This window comes from Lysinibacillus sp. NPDC093712 (assembly GCF_050280025.1).
Taxonomy (GTDB): Bacteria; Bacillota; Bacilli; order Bacillales_A; family Planococcaceae; genus Lysinibacillus.
In genome coordinates, this window is record NZ_JBNNUU010000002.1 from 937,578 (window position 1) to 956,728 (window position 19,151).

At 37.4% G+C, this 19,151-nt stretch carries 16 protein-coding genes, 1 pseudogene and 1 other annotated feature; of the genes and pseudogenes, 11 read left to right on the forward strand and 6 right to left on the reverse strand.

Features of this window, described 5'->3' with window-relative positions:
• Positions 1-15 precede the first annotated feature (15 nt).
• Positions 16-495, forward strand: coding sequence for a GAF domain-containing protein (locus ACQKNX_RS12165; RefSeq protein ID WP_427429083.1), 480 nt, complete (start codon positions 16-18; stop codon positions 493-495).
• A gap of 86 nt (positions 496-581) precedes the next feature.
• Here the strand turns inward: ACQKNX_RS12165 and ACQKNX_RS12170 are convergent, their stop codons facing one another.
• Positions 582-2,465 (reverse strand): sensor domain-containing diguanylate cyclase, encoded by a 1,884-nt coding sequence (locus tag ACQKNX_RS12170; RefSeq protein ID WP_427429084.1) that lies wholly within the window; start codon positions 2,463-2,465, stop codon positions 582-584.
• Positions 2,466-2,932: 467 nt separating this feature from the next.
• Here ACQKNX_RS12170 and rpsD point away from each other — a divergent pair, with 467 nt between their 5' ends.
• Positions 2,933-3,535 (forward strand): 30S ribosomal protein S4, encoded by a 603-nt coding sequence (gene rpsD / locus ACQKNX_RS12175; protein WP_173477557.1) that lies wholly within the window; start codon positions 2,933-2,935, stop codon positions 3,533-3,535.
• A 350-nt stretch (positions 3,536-3,885) separates the two neighbouring features.
• Here rpsD and ACQKNX_RS12180 read toward each other — a convergent pair whose 3' ends face one another.
• Positions 3,886-4,053 carry a hypothetical protein gene (locus ACQKNX_RS12180; RefSeq protein WP_427429085.1) on the reverse strand — a complete coding sequence of 56 codons (168 nt, stop codon included), beginning with the start codon at positions 4,051-4,053 and terminating at the stop codon, positions 3,886-3,888.
• Positions 4,054-4,496: 443 nt separating this feature from the next.
• Between ACQKNX_RS12180 and ACQKNX_RS12185 the strand changes: the two genes are divergently transcribed.
• The 6 genes and pseudogenes from ACQKNX_RS12185 (at position 4,497) to ACQKNX_RS12210 (ending at position 9,904) form a co-directional block, all read left to right on the forward strand.
• Entirely contained in the window at positions 4,497-5,480 is a 984-nt protein-coding gene (locus ACQKNX_RS12185; RefSeq protein WP_427429086.1) for a YpdA family putative bacillithiol disulfide reductase, read from the forward strand.
• A 141-nt stretch (positions 5,481-5,621) separates the two neighbouring features.
• Complete coding sequence (locus ACQKNX_RS12190; protein WP_427429195.1) at positions 5,622-5,750, forward strand: hypothetical protein; 129 nt, start codon at positions 5,622-5,624, stop codon at positions 5,748-5,750.
• Positions 5,735-5,899, forward strand: a pseudogene (locus ACQKNX_RS12195) (ImmA/IrrE family metallo-endopeptidase); the annotation flags it as partial. The gene ACQKNX_RS12190 and the pseudogene ACQKNX_RS12195, both read left to right, overlap by 16 nt.
• Positions 5,900-6,044: 145 nt before the next feature.
• Positions 6,045-6,398, forward strand: coding sequence for a hypothetical protein (locus ACQKNX_RS12200; RefSeq protein ID WP_427429087.1), 354 nt, complete (start codon positions 6,045-6,047; stop codon positions 6,396-6,398).
• A gap of 1,369 nt (positions 6,399-7,767) precedes the next feature.
• Positions 7,768-8,973 carry an iron-containing alcohol dehydrogenase gene (locus tag ACQKNX_RS12205; protein WP_427429088.1) on the forward strand — a complete coding sequence of 402 codons (1,206 nt, stop codon included), beginning with the start codon at positions 7,768-7,770 and terminating at the stop codon, positions 8,971-8,973.
• Between the two features lie 121 nt (positions 8,974-9,094).
• Positions 9,095-9,904, forward strand: coding sequence for a cobalamin-binding protein (locus tag ACQKNX_RS12210; protein ID WP_427429089.1), 810 nt, complete (start codon positions 9,095-9,097; stop codon positions 9,902-9,904).
• A gap of 116 nt (positions 9,905-10,020) precedes the next feature.
• On the opposite strand, the gene tyrS is transcribed toward ACQKNX_RS12210, so the two are convergent.
• Positions 10,021-11,289, reverse strand: coding sequence for a tyrosine--tRNA ligase (tyrS, locus tag ACQKNX_RS12215; protein WP_340823030.1), 1,269 nt, complete (start codon positions 11,287-11,289; stop codon positions 10,021-10,023).
• 71 nt (positions 11,290-11,360) lie between these two features.
• Positions 11,361-11,563 (reverse strand) — a binding site (T-box leader).
• Between the two features lie 102 nt (positions 11,564-11,665).
• On the opposite strand from tyrS, the gene ACQKNX_RS12220 reads away from it, so the two are divergent.
• The 3 genes from ACQKNX_RS12220 (at position 11,666) to ACQKNX_RS12230 (ending at position 15,877) form a co-directional block, all read left to right on the forward strand.
• Positions 11,666-14,728, forward strand: a complete 3,063-nt coding sequence (locus ACQKNX_RS12220; RefSeq protein ID WP_427429090.1) for a transglycosylase domain-containing protein — start codon at positions 11,666-11,668, stop codon at positions 14,726-14,728.
• 89 nt (positions 14,729-14,817) lie between these two features.
• Positions 14,818-15,699: an NAD-dependent epimerase/dehydratase family protein gene (locus tag ACQKNX_RS12225; protein ID WP_427429091.1), complete on the forward strand. Its 882-nt coding sequence runs from the start codon at positions 14,818-14,820 to the stop codon at positions 15,697-15,699.
• Between the two features lie 40 nt (positions 15,700-15,739).
• Complete coding sequence (locus ACQKNX_RS12230; RefSeq protein ID WP_427429092.1) at positions 15,740-15,877, forward strand: hypothetical protein; 138 nt, start codon at positions 15,740-15,742, stop codon at positions 15,875-15,877.
• Between the two features lie 84 nt (positions 15,878-15,961).
• On the opposite strand, the gene ACQKNX_RS12235 is transcribed toward ACQKNX_RS12230, so the two are convergent.
• The 3 genes from ACQKNX_RS12235 to argJ form a co-directional block, all read right to left on the reverse strand.
• The gene (locus ACQKNX_RS12235; protein WP_427429093.1) at positions 15,962-17,092 is read right to left on the reverse strand and encodes an acetylornithine transaminase; all 1,131 of its coding nucleotides are present in this window, start codon (positions 17,090-17,092) and stop codon (positions 15,962-15,964) included.
• Between the two features lie 74 nt (positions 17,093-17,166).
• Positions 17,167-17,931, reverse strand: a complete 765-nt coding sequence (argB, locus tag ACQKNX_RS12240; protein WP_427429094.1) for an acetylglutamate kinase — start codon at positions 17,929-17,931, stop codon at positions 17,167-17,169.
• Positions 17,894-19,126 (reverse strand): bifunctional glutamate N-acetyltransferase/amino-acid acetyltransferase ArgJ, encoded by a 1,233-nt coding sequence (gene argJ / locus ACQKNX_RS12245; RefSeq protein ID WP_427429095.1) that lies wholly within the window; start codon positions 19,124-19,126, stop codon positions 17,894-17,896. Before argJ ends, argB begins: the two co-directional genes overlap by 38 nt.
• Between the last annotated feature and the right edge of the window lie 25 nt (positions 19,127-19,151).

The following is a 19,151-nucleotide window of genomic DNA, read 5'->3' on the forward strand; positions in this document are numbered from 1 at the left end:
AAACGAGGTGCTATTATGTTTACACAAATTAATTATGAAGGATCCATCGTCGATCAATACAATACATTAGCAAAGCAATTAGATGCACTACTCACTGGAGAAACAGATCGTATTGCTAATTTAAGCAACGCGTCTGCATTGCTAAATCAATTCCTCCCTGACATTAACTGGGTTGGCTTTTACATATTACAAGAGGAAGAGCTAGTATTAGGGCCATTTCAAGGCTTACCTGCATGCGTGAGAATTCCAGTTGGGCGCGGTGTTTGTGGATCTGCTGTGTCTAAAAAAGAAACGCTTGTCGTAGATGATGTTCACGCATTTCCAGGGCATATTGCATGCGATGCTGCCTCTCAATCTGAAATTGTCATTCCTCTAATTCAACAAAACAAGGTAATTGGCGTGCTTGATATTGATAGTCCCATCAAAAATCGCTTTTCCGCTGATGATCAAATCGGCTTAGAACATTTTGTAAAAACATTGCTGCTTCATATTTAAGAGACGTCCGCAAGCAGCCACTAAAAAATGCCCTGAAATGGATTATAAATATATCATTTCGGGGCAAATTTATTGTAAAACATAGTTTATGCATTTGTTTGTAACGTTCGATCATGAATACAGAATCTATTTTTCCCATTGTTTTTCGCTTCATATAAAGCTGTGTCAGCATGTAGGAAAACCGATTGAAAGGCTGGTCTATAGAATTGATCCCATGTAATAAGACCTGCTGAAATTGTGACTTGAGGATCTGTTGCATTCGGAATTACTTCTACTATTGTTGATGCTAGCTCGATAGCTTCTTGCTCATCAACATTAGGCACATACACCGACATTTCCTCTCCACCCCAGCGAGCACAAATTCCATTGGCACCTATTGTTTCCTCTAATTGCACGGCAATCTGCACGAGAATTTTATCACCTATTTGATGACCATAGGTATCATTGATGCGTTTAAAATTATCAATATCAATCAGTAAGAACATTCCTGATTGGTCTGTTTTCAATGATTTTTCTACAAATTGGTCTAAATAACTACGTGCATATAATTTTGTTAAATGATCTCGATCAACCATTTCTTGTAGCTGATTTCGTAAAATAGAGTTTGCTATAGCTAATGAAGAATGATGAATTAAAGATTGCATTAGCTTAAAACTATCAAATGAAAAGAAATACGGCTCTTTGTGTAATACGATACTAAAGCCATTAATTTTTTCCTCCATTAAGATAGGAATCGCCATAATTGAACGATATTCTATTTGATTTGGGGTTAACCTGCTAAAATCGGCAATAAACAGTGGATCATTTGTATGCTCAAAATGTTGTTCAACATGATTTATATAAGTCTTGCCTTCGTCTGATTTAAATAAGGATGTACTAGCATCTTTCACTACGTAAGTAGCATTATCTTTAAAAGCGAAACAAACTTCCATTGGTTGGAAAGACTTCATTAATTGTTTTTGTAGGAAAAGTAACATTTCATTAATATCAATTCGCATATTTAATCGATGCGATGTTTCATTGATAAGTTGCAAGTCACTTACGAGGCGATGCGATTGATGATATAATTTGGCATTTTCTAGTGCATTGCCAGATGCTTGTGCGAGCATGCGCACAAAATCTTTTTCAGTTGCTGAAAAAAGGTATGTGGTTGGTGCATTAACTTGTAAAATCCCATAAATGGCTTGTCTCCCTTTTATAGGAGCGTTTAATAATCGACAATTTAAGTCTCCAGCTAGTTCAGTTGTCAACTCACCTGATACAAAAGCTTCAATTGTAGCAGGTCTTTCCGATAAGTAATCAAAAAGCTTTATATCGATTGTCGTATGGCGATCTTGATCGTTGGATAAAATAAGCTCCACATTAAATTCCGGGAAATTATCACGAATATTTTTTAAAACGTTTTCTAAAATCAAATCAATATCCATTGTTGAATGAAATAAGTCCGTCATATTATAAAGTTTTCTATATTGGTCTTCATTCAATTTTACTTCTAGGTTTTCAATCAGTAGTTGTAAAACTTTCGTAAGCGTTTCTACACACTCTTCACCATAATCCGAAGTCATAAAGTCCGTCCAAGTATCAGTGGCTTCTACAAGCAACACACCAATAGGATTCTTGCCCTCCGCCTGGAAAAGCACCATATCTGTCATCATATTATAGGCTGGTTTTTCTTTTAATATATAAGGAAGCTTCACCACTTTCTGTTGGTAAAAGCTAGCTTCTATCATTAGCCATGACACAGCATTTAGTTTTGTTTCAATCGTCAAATTAGCTAATTCTTCCACAGGTATTAAACTATTACCTTCAAAGCTAAGAAATGCCGCATTTTCAATTTTCAAGTGCTTCTTTAGACACTGTTTAAATGAATAAAAATACTCATTAAAACCAATTAGTCCTCCATTCGAACTCACCCAAATGCTCAAAACATCAGATTTTATATATTTCAGCGTTTGTAAATGGTCTGTCATGAAATCACCTTTTCTATATAACGTACAAATCAATTACTATTAACTTATAATGTATTATACATAATTTGTGTCATTTTGACTATTTAATTCTGCCTTACTTTTACAATTTACATTTAATACCGTATCATTAACCATTTCGTAGTAGTGTAAAATGACTTTCAAGGAAATTCCTACTATAGACCTTTTTGAAAAAAGCAATACTAATAATTGACGTCTACGCTCTAAGCAGTTACAATGAAGTTTGTGTAAAATAAACGCAGCAGTGGTATGAGCTTATTACTGTATTTTATTCCTCAATTTTACTGAGTATTACTTCTCAAAGTCACTCAGATACAAATTGATGGTGTATTGTGTAACCTAACGGCTGCATAGGCGAAAATACATGAAAATAAAATGCGTATAAGAATGGGTACTACTGGTTATTGTTTTACAACAAAAAAACCAAATTTAAAGGAGGAGACAACAATATGTCTCGTTATACAGGTCCATCTTGGAAATTATCACGTCGTCTTGGTATCTCACTAAGCGGTACTGGTAAAGAAATCGAAAAACGCCCTTACGCACCAGGTCAACACGGCCCGAACCAACGTAAAAAATTATCAGAATACGGTTTACAACTTCAAGAAAAACAAAAACTTCGTCATATGTATGGTATGACTGAACGTCAATTCCGTACTCTATTTGACCGCGCTGGTAAAATGAAAGGTGTTCATGGTGAAAACTTCATGATCCTTCTTGAAACTCGCCTTGACAACTTAGTTTACCGTTTAGGTTTAGCTCGCACTCGTCGTGGTTCTCGTCAATTAGTAAACCACGGTCATATCTTAGTAGATGGCAAACGCGTTGATATTCCATCATTCAGCGTTAAACCAGGTCAAACGATTTCTCTTCGTGAAAAATCTCAAAACCTTGCTGTAGTAACAGAAGCTATCGAAGTAAACAACTTCGTACCTGACTACTTAACTTTTGATGCAGACAAAAAAGAAGGTACATTCACTCGCCTTCCAGAACGTTCTGAACTATCTGCTGAAATCAACGAAGCATTCATCGTAGAGTACTACTCTCGTTAATTTTTTAACGTTAGAATGTTTCTGTTTCTTAAACCCCGCAACCTTGTTTATTCAAGGGTTTGCGGGGTTTTTGTTTATATAAGAACCTGCGGATTATTTTGTTTTGATTTTGGGGAGCGATTGGGGGAACGATTTTTTCACTTAAAATAGTAACTTTAAATAACTAACGGACAGGTGTACATTATTTCTAAAACATTCTCCTGAGTTATATAGACCTATCTCATAAAGATACTGACAATGCCTTCCATTATTGAAGTTCACCCACTTTCATATAAAAAACCTTCCACTGAGTGGAAGGCTATATAAAATACATTGCAAAAAACACACCATAAATGGGGCTGTTCAAAGATTTAGTTAATTACCATATTGATTATATAAGTTCCTGTAATACCTTTACTATCAGTATACTCTACTGTTATTGTTGCACTTCCAGTTGATAACGTTTGTATGTTTAGTGTAGTGCCATATAGAAGGGCAGTTGCTACTAAAACATTTGAAGATGCCGGATTTCCAAACAAAACAATTCCTCCAGAATTATCAGTTATTAACATAGGAAGAGGAAATCCTACCAGTGATTTTAATTGTCGTATGATTTTTTATTAAATCTTCCACAAATTGTTCAACTTCAGAAAAATCTTTATATGCGTTTGATACAAATGATACATTTGCGCCTTTTAATACATATTATAAAGTTAATTTTCAAACGTATTATTTTGTTATTTATAAATAATATTATTTAGGTTATTAAGATTTCTGTGTACATCAATCGATTAATGTAAATATTTATTAAACAAGACATACTTCAACATTTAGTTTATAATTTCTTAGTATTTATTGGTACTAGTCCACACATGATAATGAGTACTAATTATACTTTCTTAAAGCATTACTTTTAGAATCCCTAAAAGAAAAAGGATCTTAATCAATTGTATAGGTAAAATTTAAGGAGGAAATTTATTGTATGTATGATGTTGTTATTATTGGTGGTGGTCCATGTGGCTTATCTACGGGGCTTGCACTTCAAGAAAAAGGACTTAACTACGTAATTATTGAGAAAGAGGCTATTGTCAATTCTATTGTCAACTGTCCATTACACATGACTTTTTATAGTACATCAGATCGTTTAGAAATTGGTAACATACCTTTTGTCTCTCAAGATGTACGCCCAAATCGAACTGAATTATTAAAATATTATCGCCTTGTAACAGAAAGACAAAAGATTAATATCAAATGTTATCAAAAGGTTATTTCTATTTCAAAGGACGCAGAATCCTTTACTGTACACGCTGAAGATCGTAATGGTAACTCTATCCCTTATGAAGCAAAGACGATTGTTTTTGCAACTGGTATTTTCGATACACCAAGACAACTAGGGGTAGACGGAGATAATTTATCGAAAGTATCGCATTACTATAAAGAAGGTCACCTCTATTATGACCAACACGTTACAATTGTAGGAGGTAAAAATTCAGCAATTGAAGCTGCTATTGATCTTTACCATAACGGAGCCCATGTTACACTTGTACATAGAGGTGAGACAGTCTTAGAAGGAATTAAACCATCATTGCTATTAGATATGCGTAACCTTCTTAAAAATGGAAGAATTAACTTTTACCCCAATTCCAGTATCGCTTCCATTGATGAATCAAACATTCGAATAATGTCACCTGAGGGAATAGTTACACTTGAAAATGATTATGTGTTCTCCCTCATTGGATACCAACCTAATATTTCATTGTTACAAAGTATTGGAATTCAAACTGACTCCTCTTCATTAGTTCCTTACTTTAATCCAGAGTCATATGAATCGAATGTTAACAACGTTTTTCTATCTGGAGTTGTAACCGGTGGTGTTACTAATCGTGTTTATATAGAAGATGGACGTTTCCATGGTGAAAAAATTGCTAATGAAATTGCCCAGCGCTTGTCTCTAGTGACTAAATAATATGGAAGCTCTGCAATTTACTATTAATGTATTTTGCAGAGCATTTTTCATTTTATAGTTTAAAAATTTTTAAATGTAATCTAGCTGGTTAATGGGCCCACCATTAACATTTGTTTATCTACCGTTTCATTTTTCATCTTTATTAATAGTACCTTAAGTATTGATGAACAACTTGTAGTTTGCGCTCATGAATTGGGATATGCCACATTACATACCAAACTTAACACCCCTTTCATGGGACAAATACGTTTTTCTCCGTTGATAAAGTAGAAATCGAAGCAAACACTTTTGCACCACATCTTTTAATACCGGCTAAATGTTTGTTTGATTACCATGAACAAAAAACCATTTACGATATAGCTTTATTACATAACGTACCGCTAGAGCTGGTAGAACTTAAATGTAAAGGGCTATTTTAATACAAAATTGTTATTGTTAAAAAACACAAATTGGATTATCATAGTATTTAATTCCCATTAACACGGCATTTAATTCCCATTAACACAGGATTTAATTCTCATTAACATAAAGAGTCAAATCACACCATATTAAGGAGGATTGGAAATGACAACAAACATTATTACTCAAGAGGTACAACTAGAAAACAGGAGGGGTCAATCATCTTATTTTGATGGAGGATTACTTCAATTTATCGGATGGTGCATTTTAGGAACACTAGTTACTGTATTTACATTAGGCATTTGTTATCCATGGTCAATAACAATGATTTATGGTTGGAAAATTAATCATACTGTCGTTGAGGGTCGTCGATTAAAATTCAATGGCTCAGCGATTGGATTATTTGGTCATTGGATAAAGTGGTGGATTCTAACGGTAATAACAATTGGCATCTATGGCTTCTGGGTATTCATCAAGTTAGAAGATTGGAAAGCTCGAAACACATCATTTGCAAAGTAAATGGTCTTACATATAGCTTCTTAAATGAAAAGAAGCTATTTTAATACATAAAAAAAGAACGTACATTCCCATCATAACTGAAACGACTGACGAGAGTTCCTTATGCCGATAATAGTTTATTTTATGCTTTTAAACATCTGTCAGAAAAAATGGGCACAGCAGTTAAACCTCATAAGTTAAGACATACACATGCATCTATATTTGTTATACAGTGGTGAAGATGTGGCAACGGTTGCTGAACGACTTGGAAACACTCCAGAGTCATTCGGGAAACATATGCTCACGTTATTGAAGATGATAAAAAGAAGGTTACAGACGTGTTTGCAGAAGCGATGAAAAATGGGTGAAATCCCCCCTGTTTTAGGTGTTTTTGGGGAAGAATTGGGGGAACGCTTTTCAAAAGTACCCTTCGCTCTTAGAGGCACAAGGGTTTAAGAAACAGTTGAGCACTTCTCTCGTTAATTTTTTAACGTTAGAATGTTTCTGTTTCTTAAACCCCGCAACCTTGTTTATTCAAGGGTTTGCGGGGTTTTTGTGTTTAATCACAAATTTAAAATAAACAGTTTGTATTTCAAAATGATCTCACCCAGACATTTTAACCTACTCAATTTGCTAATTTAAGGATTAATTTTTTCTACATATAAAAAAGTCACTCATTATTTTTAAATGGGTGACTTTAGGTGTCAGGCACTCAAACAATTTGAAGTGCTGACGATCCCTTACACTAAGCCAACTGTAAAACAGGCTGGCTTAAAAGGTTATGGTATGCATGTAAATCTTGTTCTTAACTTTCCGGCTCACTCTCAATAGCATAACTACTATAAAGCACTGTGAGCATAATACATTGTAACTCCCCCACTTCAACTTATTAAATGAGCGATGTCCTTTGCATTTAACGCCATTAAACTTGCCTCTCTTCCATAATCCAACAGCTATTATCTTTTCAGGAAAAATCCTTTCGTCTTAAATTTGCAAAATTAACATTTAAATTAATTGTAAATTTTTCTGTACATTAAAATAGCAATTCTCCACATCGCAAACAACATAAACACTATCATTATATTAACAACCGTATATCAGTTATTTACTATTCAACTAGCCTTATAAATAGAACGAATTTCCAAAAAATATAATTTACTTTTATACGATAGTATTTCTTGAAATGTATTCAAATCAACCATCTTACTCCTTATTAACTTCTGTAATATCATTTCACAAGTTACTTTTTTGTAAAATAACAACTGGAACAAAATTAACAATTTTAATAAAAATTCGTCTTGAACTTTCAAAAAAAATAGAATAATATGGATTTCGGAAGGTGGTTAGCCATCATTCAAGCAATAATAATTTGTTAAAAGGGGTTGGAAATATGTCAGACGTTCTAAAGCAATTTGTAATGCCAAAAACAAACTTATTTGGACCTGGAGCAATTCAAGAAGTTGGTAAACGTTTAAATGATTTAGAAGTGAAGAAGACATTGATCGTAACAGATGAGGGCTTACACAAATTAGGTCTCTCAGAGCAAATTGCTAACATCATTACAGCAGCTGGAATTGATGTTGCAATTTTCCCTAAAGCAGAACCAAATCCAACAGATCAAAACATTGAAGATGGAATCGCTGTCTATCATGCTGAAAACTGTGATTCAATCGTATCTCTTGGAGGCGGTAGTGCACATGATGCAGCAAAAGGTATCGGACTTATTGCTTCGAATGGTGGACGCATTCATGATTATGAAGGCGTTGACAAATCAGAAAACCCACTGGTGCCATTAATCGCTATTAATACAACAGCAGGTACAGCGAGTGAAATGACACGTTTTACAATCATCACGGATACTGAACGTAAAATTAAAATGGCGATTGTTGACAAGCACGTTACACCGCTAGTTTCAATTAATGATCCAGAGTTAATGATTGGTTTACCTCCAGCTCTAACAGCTGCAACTGGTTTAGATGCATTAACACATGCCATCGAATCATTTGTATCGACAGACGCAACGCCTATTACTGATGCATGTGGAGAAAAAGTACTTCAACTAGTACCTGAGTTTTTACCACGTGCATACGCAAATGGTGCTGATTTAGAAGCACGTGAGCAAATGGTATATGCACAATTTTTAGCAGGTATGGCGTTCAATAACGCTTCACTTGGCTATGTACATGCTATCGCTCACCAATTAGGCGGCTTCTATAACTTACCGCATGGCGTATGTAATGCGATTTTACTACCACACGTTTGCCGTTTCAACTTGACAGCACGTACAGAGCGTTTTGCTCGTATCGCTGAATTGTTAGGAGAAAATATTGAAGGCATTAGTAAACGTGACGCTGCTGAAAAAGCAATTACTGCCATTGAAAAACTGTCTAAAGACTTGAATATTCCTAGTGGCTTCCGTGAATTAGGCGCTAAGGATGAGGATATCGAAATTTTAGCAAAAAATGCAATGCAAGACGTTTGCGCTGCTACAAATCCTCGTAAAGCTACCTTAGAGGACATTAAACAAATTATCACAGCAGCAATGGGACCTGCAGTAAAAACAGCACAATCCCTTGAAGCTGTTGCACTTTCTTAAAATATTAATAAAAATGGCGTGTCTCAATGAGGCACGTCTTTTTTTGAGCAAAAAGCAATCGCTTATTGTATGTGCGTCTAGTGAAAGCTATACTTTTCTTAAAAAGATATGGGGGAAACATATGCGCTTAATCTCAATTTGCCCAAGCAACACTGAGCTTGTTGCCTATCTAGGGTTAACCCATCAACTTGTAGGTGTTGATGATTTTTCAGATTGGCCAATAGCTGTGCATGAATTGCCAAAGCTTGGCCCAGATTTATCGATTGATATGGATGCACTAGAGGCACTAAAGCCAGACTTAGTACTTGCCTCGTTAAGTGTCCCTGGCATGGAAAAAAATATAGAGGCATTGCAGGAAAGAAACATTCCCCACATCGTCTTTAATGCCAACTCGCTAAATGAAATTGCGCTGGACCTCATAACACTAGGCGCTGCTTGTGGAGTAGAGGAACATGCTAAAAAGATTTCTGAGGATTATTTGCACTTTATCGAACAGCTTCAAACGATTGCACAAACTATTCAAGAAAAACCAACACTATATTGGGAATGGTGGCCAAATCCTATTTTTACGCCAGGAAAGGTCAATTGGTTAACTGAAATTAGCAATCTTGCAGGTGGACAAAATCTTTTTCGCGATATCGAGTTAGCAAATGTCCAAACAGACTGGGAAGAAATCGTACGACGTAATCCGGATTATATTTTAATGGCATGGGTCGGTGTTGCCTTTGCACGCATTAAACCAGCTCATTTATTGAAACGTCCACATGCCAACGAACTTCAGGCAGTTCAAAAGCAGCATGTCCACGTAATGGAGGAATGGTTGTACTGTCGCCCATCGCCTCGACTCGTTGAGGGCGCACTAAAACTTGCTCAGCTTCTACACCCTCAAAGCTATCAGCATATAACTCTGCCAAGCTTTTTAGAATGCTAAAAATTCAACATCCCCTCGATAACGAGGGGATGTTGAATTGTGTGAGAATTGTGTGAGAATTGTGTGAGAATTGTGTGAGAATTGTGTGAGAATTGTGTGAGTGCCTGGCACCCGATCTATCCAAATTTCACCATATGGTATTTTTTCTTGCCGCGGCGCACAATGCTAAATGCATCTTCTAAACGATCTTTTTCATCTACGATATATTCTAAATCCGTAATTTTTTCACCATTCACGCTAATTGCACCATTTGTCACATCTTCACGAGCTTGACGTTTTGAAGAAGAAATCCCTGCTTCCACAAGTAAATCCACGATGTTTTTCGCTTCTTTCGCCATTTCAATAGAAGGAACATCTTTAAATGCATCCTTCATTTCCTCAGCTGACAGAGCTTTTAAATCGCCAGAGAATAGTGCAGCCGTAATACGAATAGCCTGATCTAATGCTTCCTGACCATGTATTAAGCGTGTCATTTCCTCCGCTAAAGCTTTTTGAGCTTTACGTAAATGTGGTTCTTCTTCGACAGATGCAGCTAACGCATCGATTTCTTCACGTGTTAAGAACGTAAAGATTTTTAAATATTTAATAACGTCCGCATCAGCAGCGTTAATCCAGAATTGGTAGAACTCGTAAGGAGATGTTTTCTTACTATCTAACCATACTGCACCACCAGCTGTTTTACCGAATTTCGTACCATCTGCTTTTGTTACTAATGGAATCGTAATACCAAATGCTTTTGTTTCTTCTTCATGTGTTTTACGAATTACTTCTAAACCAGTTGTAATATTACCCCATTGGTCTGAACCACCCACTTGAATGCGACAGTTGTAGTTGTTGTATAAATGATTGTAATCAATACCTTGAATTAATGTGTAAGCGAATTCTGTAAATGAAATACCTGTATCAAGACGTGAAGCAATCGTATCCTTTGCTAACATGTAATTAACATTAATTAATTTCCCGTAATCACGTAAAAATTCAATTGTACTAATATTTCCAATCCAGTCACGGTTGTTAACAAGTTGAGCTCCATTTCCATCCTCTGCAAATTCAAAAATTCGCTCTAATTGGCCTCGAATAGCTTGCACGTTTTTGTCAATTTGCTCCACTGTTTGAAGTTGACGTTCTTCAGAGCGACCAGATGGATCTCCAATCATTCCTGTTGCACCACCAACAAGTAATATTGGACGGTGGCCTGCTTTTTGGAAGCGACGAAGCGTTAATAAAGGCACGATATGACCGATGTGCATAGAGTCAGCTGTTGGATCTACACCACAGTAAAGAGAAACAGACTGTTCTGCTAAAAGTTTTTCCATTCCTTCAGCGTCAGTTTGTTGGTACAGCAAACCACGCCATTCTAAATCTTGTAATAATTCGTTTGTCATTGTTTCTTCCTCCTAAAATGTTTTCTTTAGCGTGTAGAAACAAAAAAGTCCCTACACGCAAAAATATTGCATGCAGGGACGTTAATAACTAACGCGGTACCACCCGGCTTGAAGATGTCATCCATCTTCCTCTCATTCAACCGCCTTTATCGCAGGCGCGCACGTCTAAGCTCCAAGTACGTAATTCATCTCTACATTATGACCAGCTTTCACCAACCGCCGGCTCTCTATACAGGGAATATAGACACTACTGCAAACTCTTCATCACTAGAAAACTATAAGCATTATTCTAAACGATTCTCTTTCAATGTCAATAACTATGTTCGAGCCAATTCATTATATGCTATAATAAACAAGATTTTAGGAGGTCGATACCTTGAAAGATTGGATTGAGAAAATCAATGCAAAGATCGATGAATTACTCGAACAAAAATGGATGAAGACATTACGTATTTCAGGCAGCGTAGTCTGGAACTTATTTTTACTATTTTTAGTCTTTGCATTGGTAGGCACAGTATTTGTTGGTTCTGTTGGCGCCGGCTATTTTGCCTCACTTGTAAAAGAAGAGCCATTGCGCTCTAAAGAAGAATTACGGGACCTTATTTTCAACTATGAGGAAACAAGTGAAATTTATTTTGCCAACAATATTTATATTGGGAAATTGCGTACTGATTTAGAACGTCGTGAAACATCTCTTAGCGCTGTTGCACCAGACTTAATTAATGCAGTACTCGCAACTGAGGATGAATATTTCCGCGAGCATAATGGGATTGTTCCTAAAGCCGTTATTCGAGGGCTACTACAGGACGTAACGAACTCTGCTACGCAAACAGGTGGCTCTACATTAACACAACAACTTATTAAAAACCAAGTGTTAACAAATGAAGTTTCCTATGAACGAAAAGCAAAAGAATTGTTACTGGCAATGCGTTTAGAACACTTTATGACAAAGGAAGAAATATTAGAGGCATATTTAAATATTATTCCATACGGTCGAAATTCAACTGGACGCAATATTGCAGGTATTGAAACAGCTGCTGAAGGTATATTTAATGTGAAAGCAAAGGATTTAACGCTTCCTCAAGCCGCTTACATAGCAGGTATTCCACAGGCACCTTATACTTACACACCATTTACGAATACAGGTGTGCTAAAAAGTGAAGAAGCTTTACAATTAGGCATCGATCGTATGAAAACGGTGCTCTATCGCATGAAAGAAGCTGGCTACATTAAGGAGACACAATATAAAGATGCGCTTAATTACGATATAACAGCCGACTTCCGTGCACCAGAAGCACGTCCAGAAGATCGTTATCCATGGTTAACGTATGAGCTAGAAGAACGTGCGAAACAAATTATTGCTGAAAAGCTAGCTAGTGAAGATGGCGTTGATCCAGAACGTTTAAAAACAGAAGAAAAATTACTAGAAAAGTATTCTATTTTAGCGGACCGTGATGTTCGTTCAAAAGGCTATCGTATTTATTCCACTATCAATAAGGATATGTTCGATGCCATGCAAAAAGCGGCCGATAACTTTAAATACTATGGTCAAACATATACAGGTAAAGACAAGGACCCTGTGACAGGTGAGGAAATTGATGTTCAAATGCCTGTACAAGTTGGTAGTATTTTAATCGAAAATAGCACAGGACGAATTTTAAGTTTCCTAGGTGGTCGTGATTTTAAAACGAATCAATTAAACCATGCTACTAAAGCTTACCGTTCTAATGGTTCTACAATGAAACCATTACTCGTATATGCGCCAGCGATTGAATATGGCGTTATAGGTGCAGGTAGTCCATTAGTTGACGTAAAATTCTCAATTGGTTCTTGGAGTCCGAGCAACTACCTTACAAATGATGAGCGTGGTCTTATTCCCGCGCGTGAAGCTTTAGCTGACTCACAAAATATATCAGCGCTGCGTTTATATAACGATATTTTAAATAGACGTCCTGCTGAGTTTTTAGCAAAAATGGACTTCTCAGAATTAAAACCTGAAGATTACACAAACCTTGCAACAGGTATTGGAGCTTTACAAAAAGGTACAACTGTTGAAGAAAATACAAATGCATTTGCAACTTTTGCGAACGGTGGTCAATTTATTGATGCGTATATGATTGAAAAAATAGAAGACCAAGACGGAAATCTTATTTATCAACATGAAGTTGAACCTGTACAAGTATTCAGCCCTGAAACATCTTATATCGTGACGGATATGTTACGAGATGTTTTATCAAAAGGAACAGGTACAGTTGCAAATAATACGTTAAAATTCTCTTCTGATTTTGCAGCTAAAACAGGTACTTCACAAAACTATAATGATGTTTGGTTAGTTGGTTATAATCCAAATGTTTCACTTGGTGTATGGATGGGCTACGATAAACAACGCTCACTTTATGCATTTAATAATACGTATTTACAACCAAGTGTCCGTATTAACAAGCTATGGGGTACATTAATGAACTCTATGTATGATGTAGATCCTAAATTAATTGATGCTCCAACAAACTTTAAGGCACCAAAAAATGTTGTGACTGCTTCATTCTGTGGTATTTCTGGTCTTGCACCTTCAGCAGCATGTGCTAGTGCTGGACTTGTACGCTCAGATTTATTTAACGCGAAAGTATTTTTACCGTCACAACCTGATGACAGCTTAGCTTCATCAAGCGTCGTAACAATTCAAGGTAAAACGTATAATGCACATCCAAATACACCAGCAGAGTTTGTAAAAGCTAGTGGTGCGGGTATTAACCAAGCCTTTATTAAACGGATGTTAGGGAGACTAGGTGGTAACCCAGCAAGTCTACTTCCTAAAAATTCATCACTATCAAATTCATCAGTATCAGCTGTCGACTTCCCAGCAGATGGTATTGCGCCTGTAGCTGTAAAGGCTTCAATTAATGGCAATACACTATCTTGGAGTGGCTCGTCTAACGATGTAGTTGGCTATCGAATTTATAATGTAACGAATGGTGGGAACACGCTTGTTTCTTCGGTACTAGAAGCTACTCAAAGTATGACAGTTGCTAGCGGACAAGCTTATGTAGTCGTTGCTGTTGATATTACAGGTTTAACTTCACCACAATCAAATGTTGTTTCAACAGGTGGCAGTGATACAAAACCAGATGACGATGAAGAAAATCCAACTACACCTACTGTTCCAATACCACCGGCAAATGGGAACAACGGCAATGGGTCTAACAACGGCAATGGCTCCGGCAACAATGGGAACGGTTCTAATGGCAACAATGGCTCTGGTAATGGTAATGGCTCTGGTAATAACGGGAACGGTTCTAACAACGGCAATGGTTCCGGGAATAATGGAAACGGCTCTAACAATGGCAATGGTTCCGATAATAATGGAAACGGCTCTAATAACGGCAATGGTTCCGGGAATAACGGAGGTACGACACCCCCAACGGATCCATCAACCGAATAACACAAGGCTTACTACAATGAAATTTCAATTGTAGTAAGCCTATTTTTTTGTCATTATTAAGAGGACAACTAAACAAGGGGGTAGGTAAAATGAAAATTTTAGTTTTAGGTGGTACGCGCTTTTTCGGTAAAAAATTAGTGGAGCTTTGCCTTCAAAACAAACATGACGTAACAATTTTAACTCGCGGTCAAAGTGGCAACCCGTTTGGAGAACAAGTTCACCAGATTACCGTTGATCGCAACGATGTCCCAGCATTAACACAAGCATTAGCGAATACAACATGGGATGTCGTCTACGATAATATTTGTTATTCACCAAACGAAGCACACGAAATGGCGCAAATTTTAAAGAACAAGACGAAAAAGCTTGTCTTCACCTCAACACTAGCTACATATGAAGCAGATGGAAAGATGAAAACAGAAGCTGATTTTAATCCGTATGAATACGAGATTCGTATGGGCAATATTAATGATTTCACATATGGTGAAGGTAAACGTCAAGCAGAAGCTGTCCTTTATAAAGAAGCAACATTTCCTGTTGTCGCTGTGCGTTTCCCTATTGTTCTTGGTGAGCACGACTATACGCGTCGCTTACATTTTCACGTAGAACGTATTTTAAATGAACAACCTATATCGTTACCGAATGTTGATGCAAAAATGAGTTTCATTTCGGATGAGGAAGCTGCAGCATTTTTATATTTTGCTGGCGTTGCTCCGATTGAAGGGCCATACAATGCGACAGCATCTGGTACTATTTCATTGAAAGCGTTACTCGAATTAATTGAGAAGGAAACAGGAAAACTCGCAAAAGTTTCGCTAATTGGCGGCGATGAAAATTCTCAATCGCCTTATGGAGTTCCAAATCATTGGTATATGTCAAACGCAAAAGCAGAAGCTGCTGGCTTCGCATTTAGTGAATTAAACGTTTGGCTTCCTAGCCTTGTAAATAAATTGGTCAAACAACTGCAATAACTTATACCCTAGTAACACTAAGCTGGGACCTAACGAAAAAATGCTGGAAAGAGGACTAGTTGATGCTAATCGAGGCGGTGACACCTGCTCAGAACAGCACAAAGGTTATTTCCGTGGATTAGCGAGAGTTTTAGCTTTCGGTGTGATGAGCGAAAGCTATCGCCGTAGCGGACATTAATGGCAACAAAAAAGTGTTAGATTGATTGCAGTCAATCTAACACTTTTTCTCTTTTTAGGTCCTAGTAGCGCTCTTTTATTCTACCTACTGTAAAATCGTTTTTAAAATTTCTACTGCTTCGTCAATCTCTGTTTTAGACACCGTAAGCGGTGGTAAAAGTCGAATAACATTTGGGCCTGCTCCTACAAGAAGTAAACCTTTGTCCTCCGCTGTTGTAATGAAAGGTGCTACCTCCGTATCGCCACAACCAATCCCAAGTAATAAACCTTGCCCTTGTACTGTATAGCCTGTCGGTAAATTGGCTTGGAGTTGCTTCACAAAATAGGATGATAATTCTTGCACATTTTCTAAAAAGCTTGGCTCAAAAACGTTAGCAAGGACCGTTTCAGCAACACGCATTGCTAAAGGATTCCCACCAAAAGTAGTACCATGCGTTCCCGGGCTAAACGTATCATACAATTCAGCTGTCCCTAACATTCCTCCTACTGGGAACCCTCCACCTAAACCTTTTGCTAATGTCACGATATTCGGCTTCAAGACTGTTTGTTCATATGCATAACGCGTTCCTGTTCTGCCGATACCTGTTTGCACTTCATCAACAATCAATAAAATGCCTTTATCCTTACAAATTTTTGCAATTGCTGCTGCAAATTCAGGCGATACGCTATTAACACCGCCCTCACCTTGAATCATTTCCAGCATAATGGCTGCAACTGAATCGTCTATCGTTGCTTCAAGGGCCTTTACGTCATTGAATGGGAGTATTGTAAATTTATCAACAAGTGGTCCAAACCCATTATGTACCTTGCCTTGACCAGTTGCTGACATTGCTCCAAATGTTCGACCATGAAACGATTTTTCAAATGTAATAATATGATGTTTCCCTGTATGCTTACGAGCGAGCTTAATTGCCGCTTCATTAGCTTCCGCACCACTATTACAGAAAAAGGCATGCGTAAAATGTGTATCAGCAACTAATTTTTGGGCTACCTTCTCTTGCCCAGGTATATCAAATAAATTCGACATATGCCAAAGCGTTTCACTTTGTTCTTGAATAGCCTTTACGATAGCAGGGTGAGCATGCCCAAGACTAACAACGGCGATACCACTTGTGAAGTCTAAATACTTTTTGCCATCACTATCTTGCACAACAGTTCCTTGCCCTTTAACGATTTGGGCACGACGTTTGCCATAGTTTCCAAATAAAGCGCTCATATTATCAGCTCCTGAACTTCATTTTTAATGGATACCATCTTCACAGCACAGCATCCACTTATTACATAATTACATTACGGCAAAATCGTTGTGCCGACTAATGTGTCTCCAACAATTTGCACGGACGGAATGCCTGCATTTAGACACTGGATTGCCCCTTGTACTTTGGGAATCATTCCACCATAAATATGCCCTTCCTCTATCCACTGTGCTATTAACGGTGGCGTTACTTCTGTTTGATATTCATCTTGAATACGGATACCCGAAACATCCGTAACAAGCAGTAAGCTTTCTGCCCCAATAGCAAGCGCTACTTCACTCGCTACTGTATCACCGTTAATATTCAGCGCTTGACCAGTGTAATCAGCCCCAACACACGCTATTACTGGGACAATTCCAACTGTAATTAATGCTTCTAACAACGATGTATTGACCGATTGCACCTCACCTACGAAGCCGTAAGTTTTCTTGTCTAAAAAGTCCGCTACAAGTAATTGACCATCAAAGCCATTAAGCCCGACTGCTGCAATTCCTGCTGTTGTTAACTCATGCACTAATGAAGGATTAACATTCCCTATTAATGTAGACTGAACAATGTCAATAGCTGCCGCGCTTGTTACACGTATGCCATTTAATGCATGTGATTCAATATTTCTTGCCGCAAGCTCGCGATTAATAGCAGGGCCCCCTCCATGCGTAATAATAAGTTCTACTCCGCTATCTTGTAGTTTTTTAAAGTTCTCAAAAAAGGCCTCATTTAAGCCTTCAAGCGTGCTGCCGCCCAGCTTAATAACCATGCGTTTACGAGCGGTAAGATGCATTGATTTGAACGTAGTCATACGTTAAGTCACATCCCCAAGCATGCCCCTTGCCTTCGCCTATGCCAAGTGACACAAAGATTTTTACTTCATGCATTTTTAAAATTTGAATTAACTCATCTTCAGAAAATGTAATCGGTTCACCATTTTCGACCATTGTTGCGCCACCAATTTGAATTGTAATTTTATCAGGGTCAACTGTTGCGCCACTATAACCAACCGCTGCAATAATACGTCCCCAGTTCGCGTCGCATCCAAATACAGCTGTTTTTACAAGTGGCGAACCAACAACTGTTTTCGCAATTTTACGTGCTTCATTATCTGAAATGGCGCCTTCTACTTCAACTTCAATCAGTTTCGTTGCACCTTCGCCATCTTTCGCAATCATTTTCGCTAAATCCTCTGCTACAGTTTTTAATGTATAGTAAAAGTTATGCCAATCAGGATGCGCAGATGTTAAAAGTTCATTATCGGCTACACCATTTGCCATCACGACTACCGTATCGTTTGTCGAAGTATCTCCATCTACCGTTATCGCATTAAACGTTAAGTTTGTAATTTCCGATAACGCCTCTTGTAATACATCCGATTCAATATTCGCATCTGTCGTAATAAAACCTAGCATTGTTGCCATATTAGGTTCAATCATTCCTGATCCCTTTGCTACACCAGCAATAATAATTTCTTTACCATCAATCATTGTGCTATAGCACGTATTTTTCATAACCGTATCAGTTGTTAAAATTGCCTGCGCAAAATCGATTGCACTCTCTAAGCTATCCTTCGGCTCTAGTTGGGATATCCCGCTAGCAACCGGCTCCATATTCATAATTTCGCCGATTACACCTGTTGAGCAAACACCAACTAAATTTGCAGCAATCCCTAACTTTTCAGCTGCTAAAGCTTGCATTGTTTGCGCATCTTTCACACCTTGCTTGCCAGTACATGCATTAGCATTACCGGAGTTTACAATCATTGCTTGTATTTTTTTCGTTGTGTAGACAACTTCTTTCGTTACTTTTAACGGTGCTGCTTGAACTGCATTTGTTGTAAATACGCCAGCTACACTTGCTGGTACATCACTAACTAAAATGGCTAAATCTTTTTTCTTATGCTTCAATCCGCAATGGATACCCGCGGCTTTAAAGCCTTTCGGTGAAACAATGTTTTTACTTGATAATTTTTTCATAACGTTCGTAGATGCTGTTAATGTCATAAATGTATTCCTCCTCAGTTTTAAA

What these genes read in the sequence shown, in the direction of transcription:
- ACQKNX_RS12200 (WP_427429087.1), top strand. Translation starts at nt 6,045, where the DNA reads ATGACAACAAACATTATTACTCAAGAGGTACAACTAGAAAACAGGAGG.
- ACQKNX_RS12205 (WP_427429088.1), top strand. Translation starts at nt 7,768, where the DNA reads ATGTCAGACGTTCTAAAGCAATTTGTAATGCCAAAAACAAACTTATTT.
- tyrS (WP_340823030.1), bottom strand. Translation starts at nt 11,289, where the DNA reads ATGACAAACGAATTATTACAAGATTTAGAATGGCGTGGTTTGCTGTAC.
- ACQKNX_RS12225 (WP_427429091.1), top strand. Translation starts at nt 14,818, where the DNA reads ATGAAAATTTTAGTTTTAGGTGGTACGCGCTTTTTCGGTAAAAAATTA.
- ACQKNX_RS12165 (WP_427429083.1), top strand. Translation starts at nt 16, where the DNA reads ATGTTTACACAAATTAATTATGAAGGATCCATCGTCGATCAATACAAT.
- ACQKNX_RS12230 (WP_427429092.1), top strand. Translation starts at nt 15,740, where the DNA reads ATGCTGGAAAGAGGACTAGTTGATGCTAATCGAGGCGGTGACACCTGC.
- rpsD (WP_173477557.1), top strand. Translation starts at nt 2,933, where the DNA reads ATGTCTCGTTATACAGGTCCATCTTGGAAATTATCACGTCGTCTTGGT.
- ACQKNX_RS12185 (WP_427429086.1), top strand. Translation starts at nt 4,497, where the DNA reads ATGTATGATGTTGTTATTATTGGTGGTGGTCCATGTGGCTTATCTACG.
- argB (WP_427429094.1), bottom strand. Translation starts at nt 17,931, where the DNA reads ATGACTACGTTCAAATCAATGCATCTTACCGCTCGTAAACGCATGGTT.
- ACQKNX_RS12235 (WP_427429093.1), bottom strand. Translation starts at nt 17,092, where the DNA reads ATGAGCGCTTTATTTGGAAACTATGGCAAACGTCGTGCCCAAATCGTT.
- ACQKNX_RS12170 (WP_427429084.1), bottom strand. Translation starts at nt 2,465, where the DNA reads ATGACAGACCATTTACAAACGCTGAAATATATAAAATCTGATGTTTTG.
- ACQKNX_RS12210 (WP_427429089.1), top strand. Translation starts at nt 9,095, where the DNA reads ATGCGCTTAATCTCAATTTGCCCAAGCAACACTGAGCTTGTTGCCTAT.
- argJ (WP_427429095.1), bottom strand. Translation starts at nt 19,126, where the DNA reads ATGACATTAACAGCATCTACGAACGTTATGAAAAAATTATCAAGTAAA.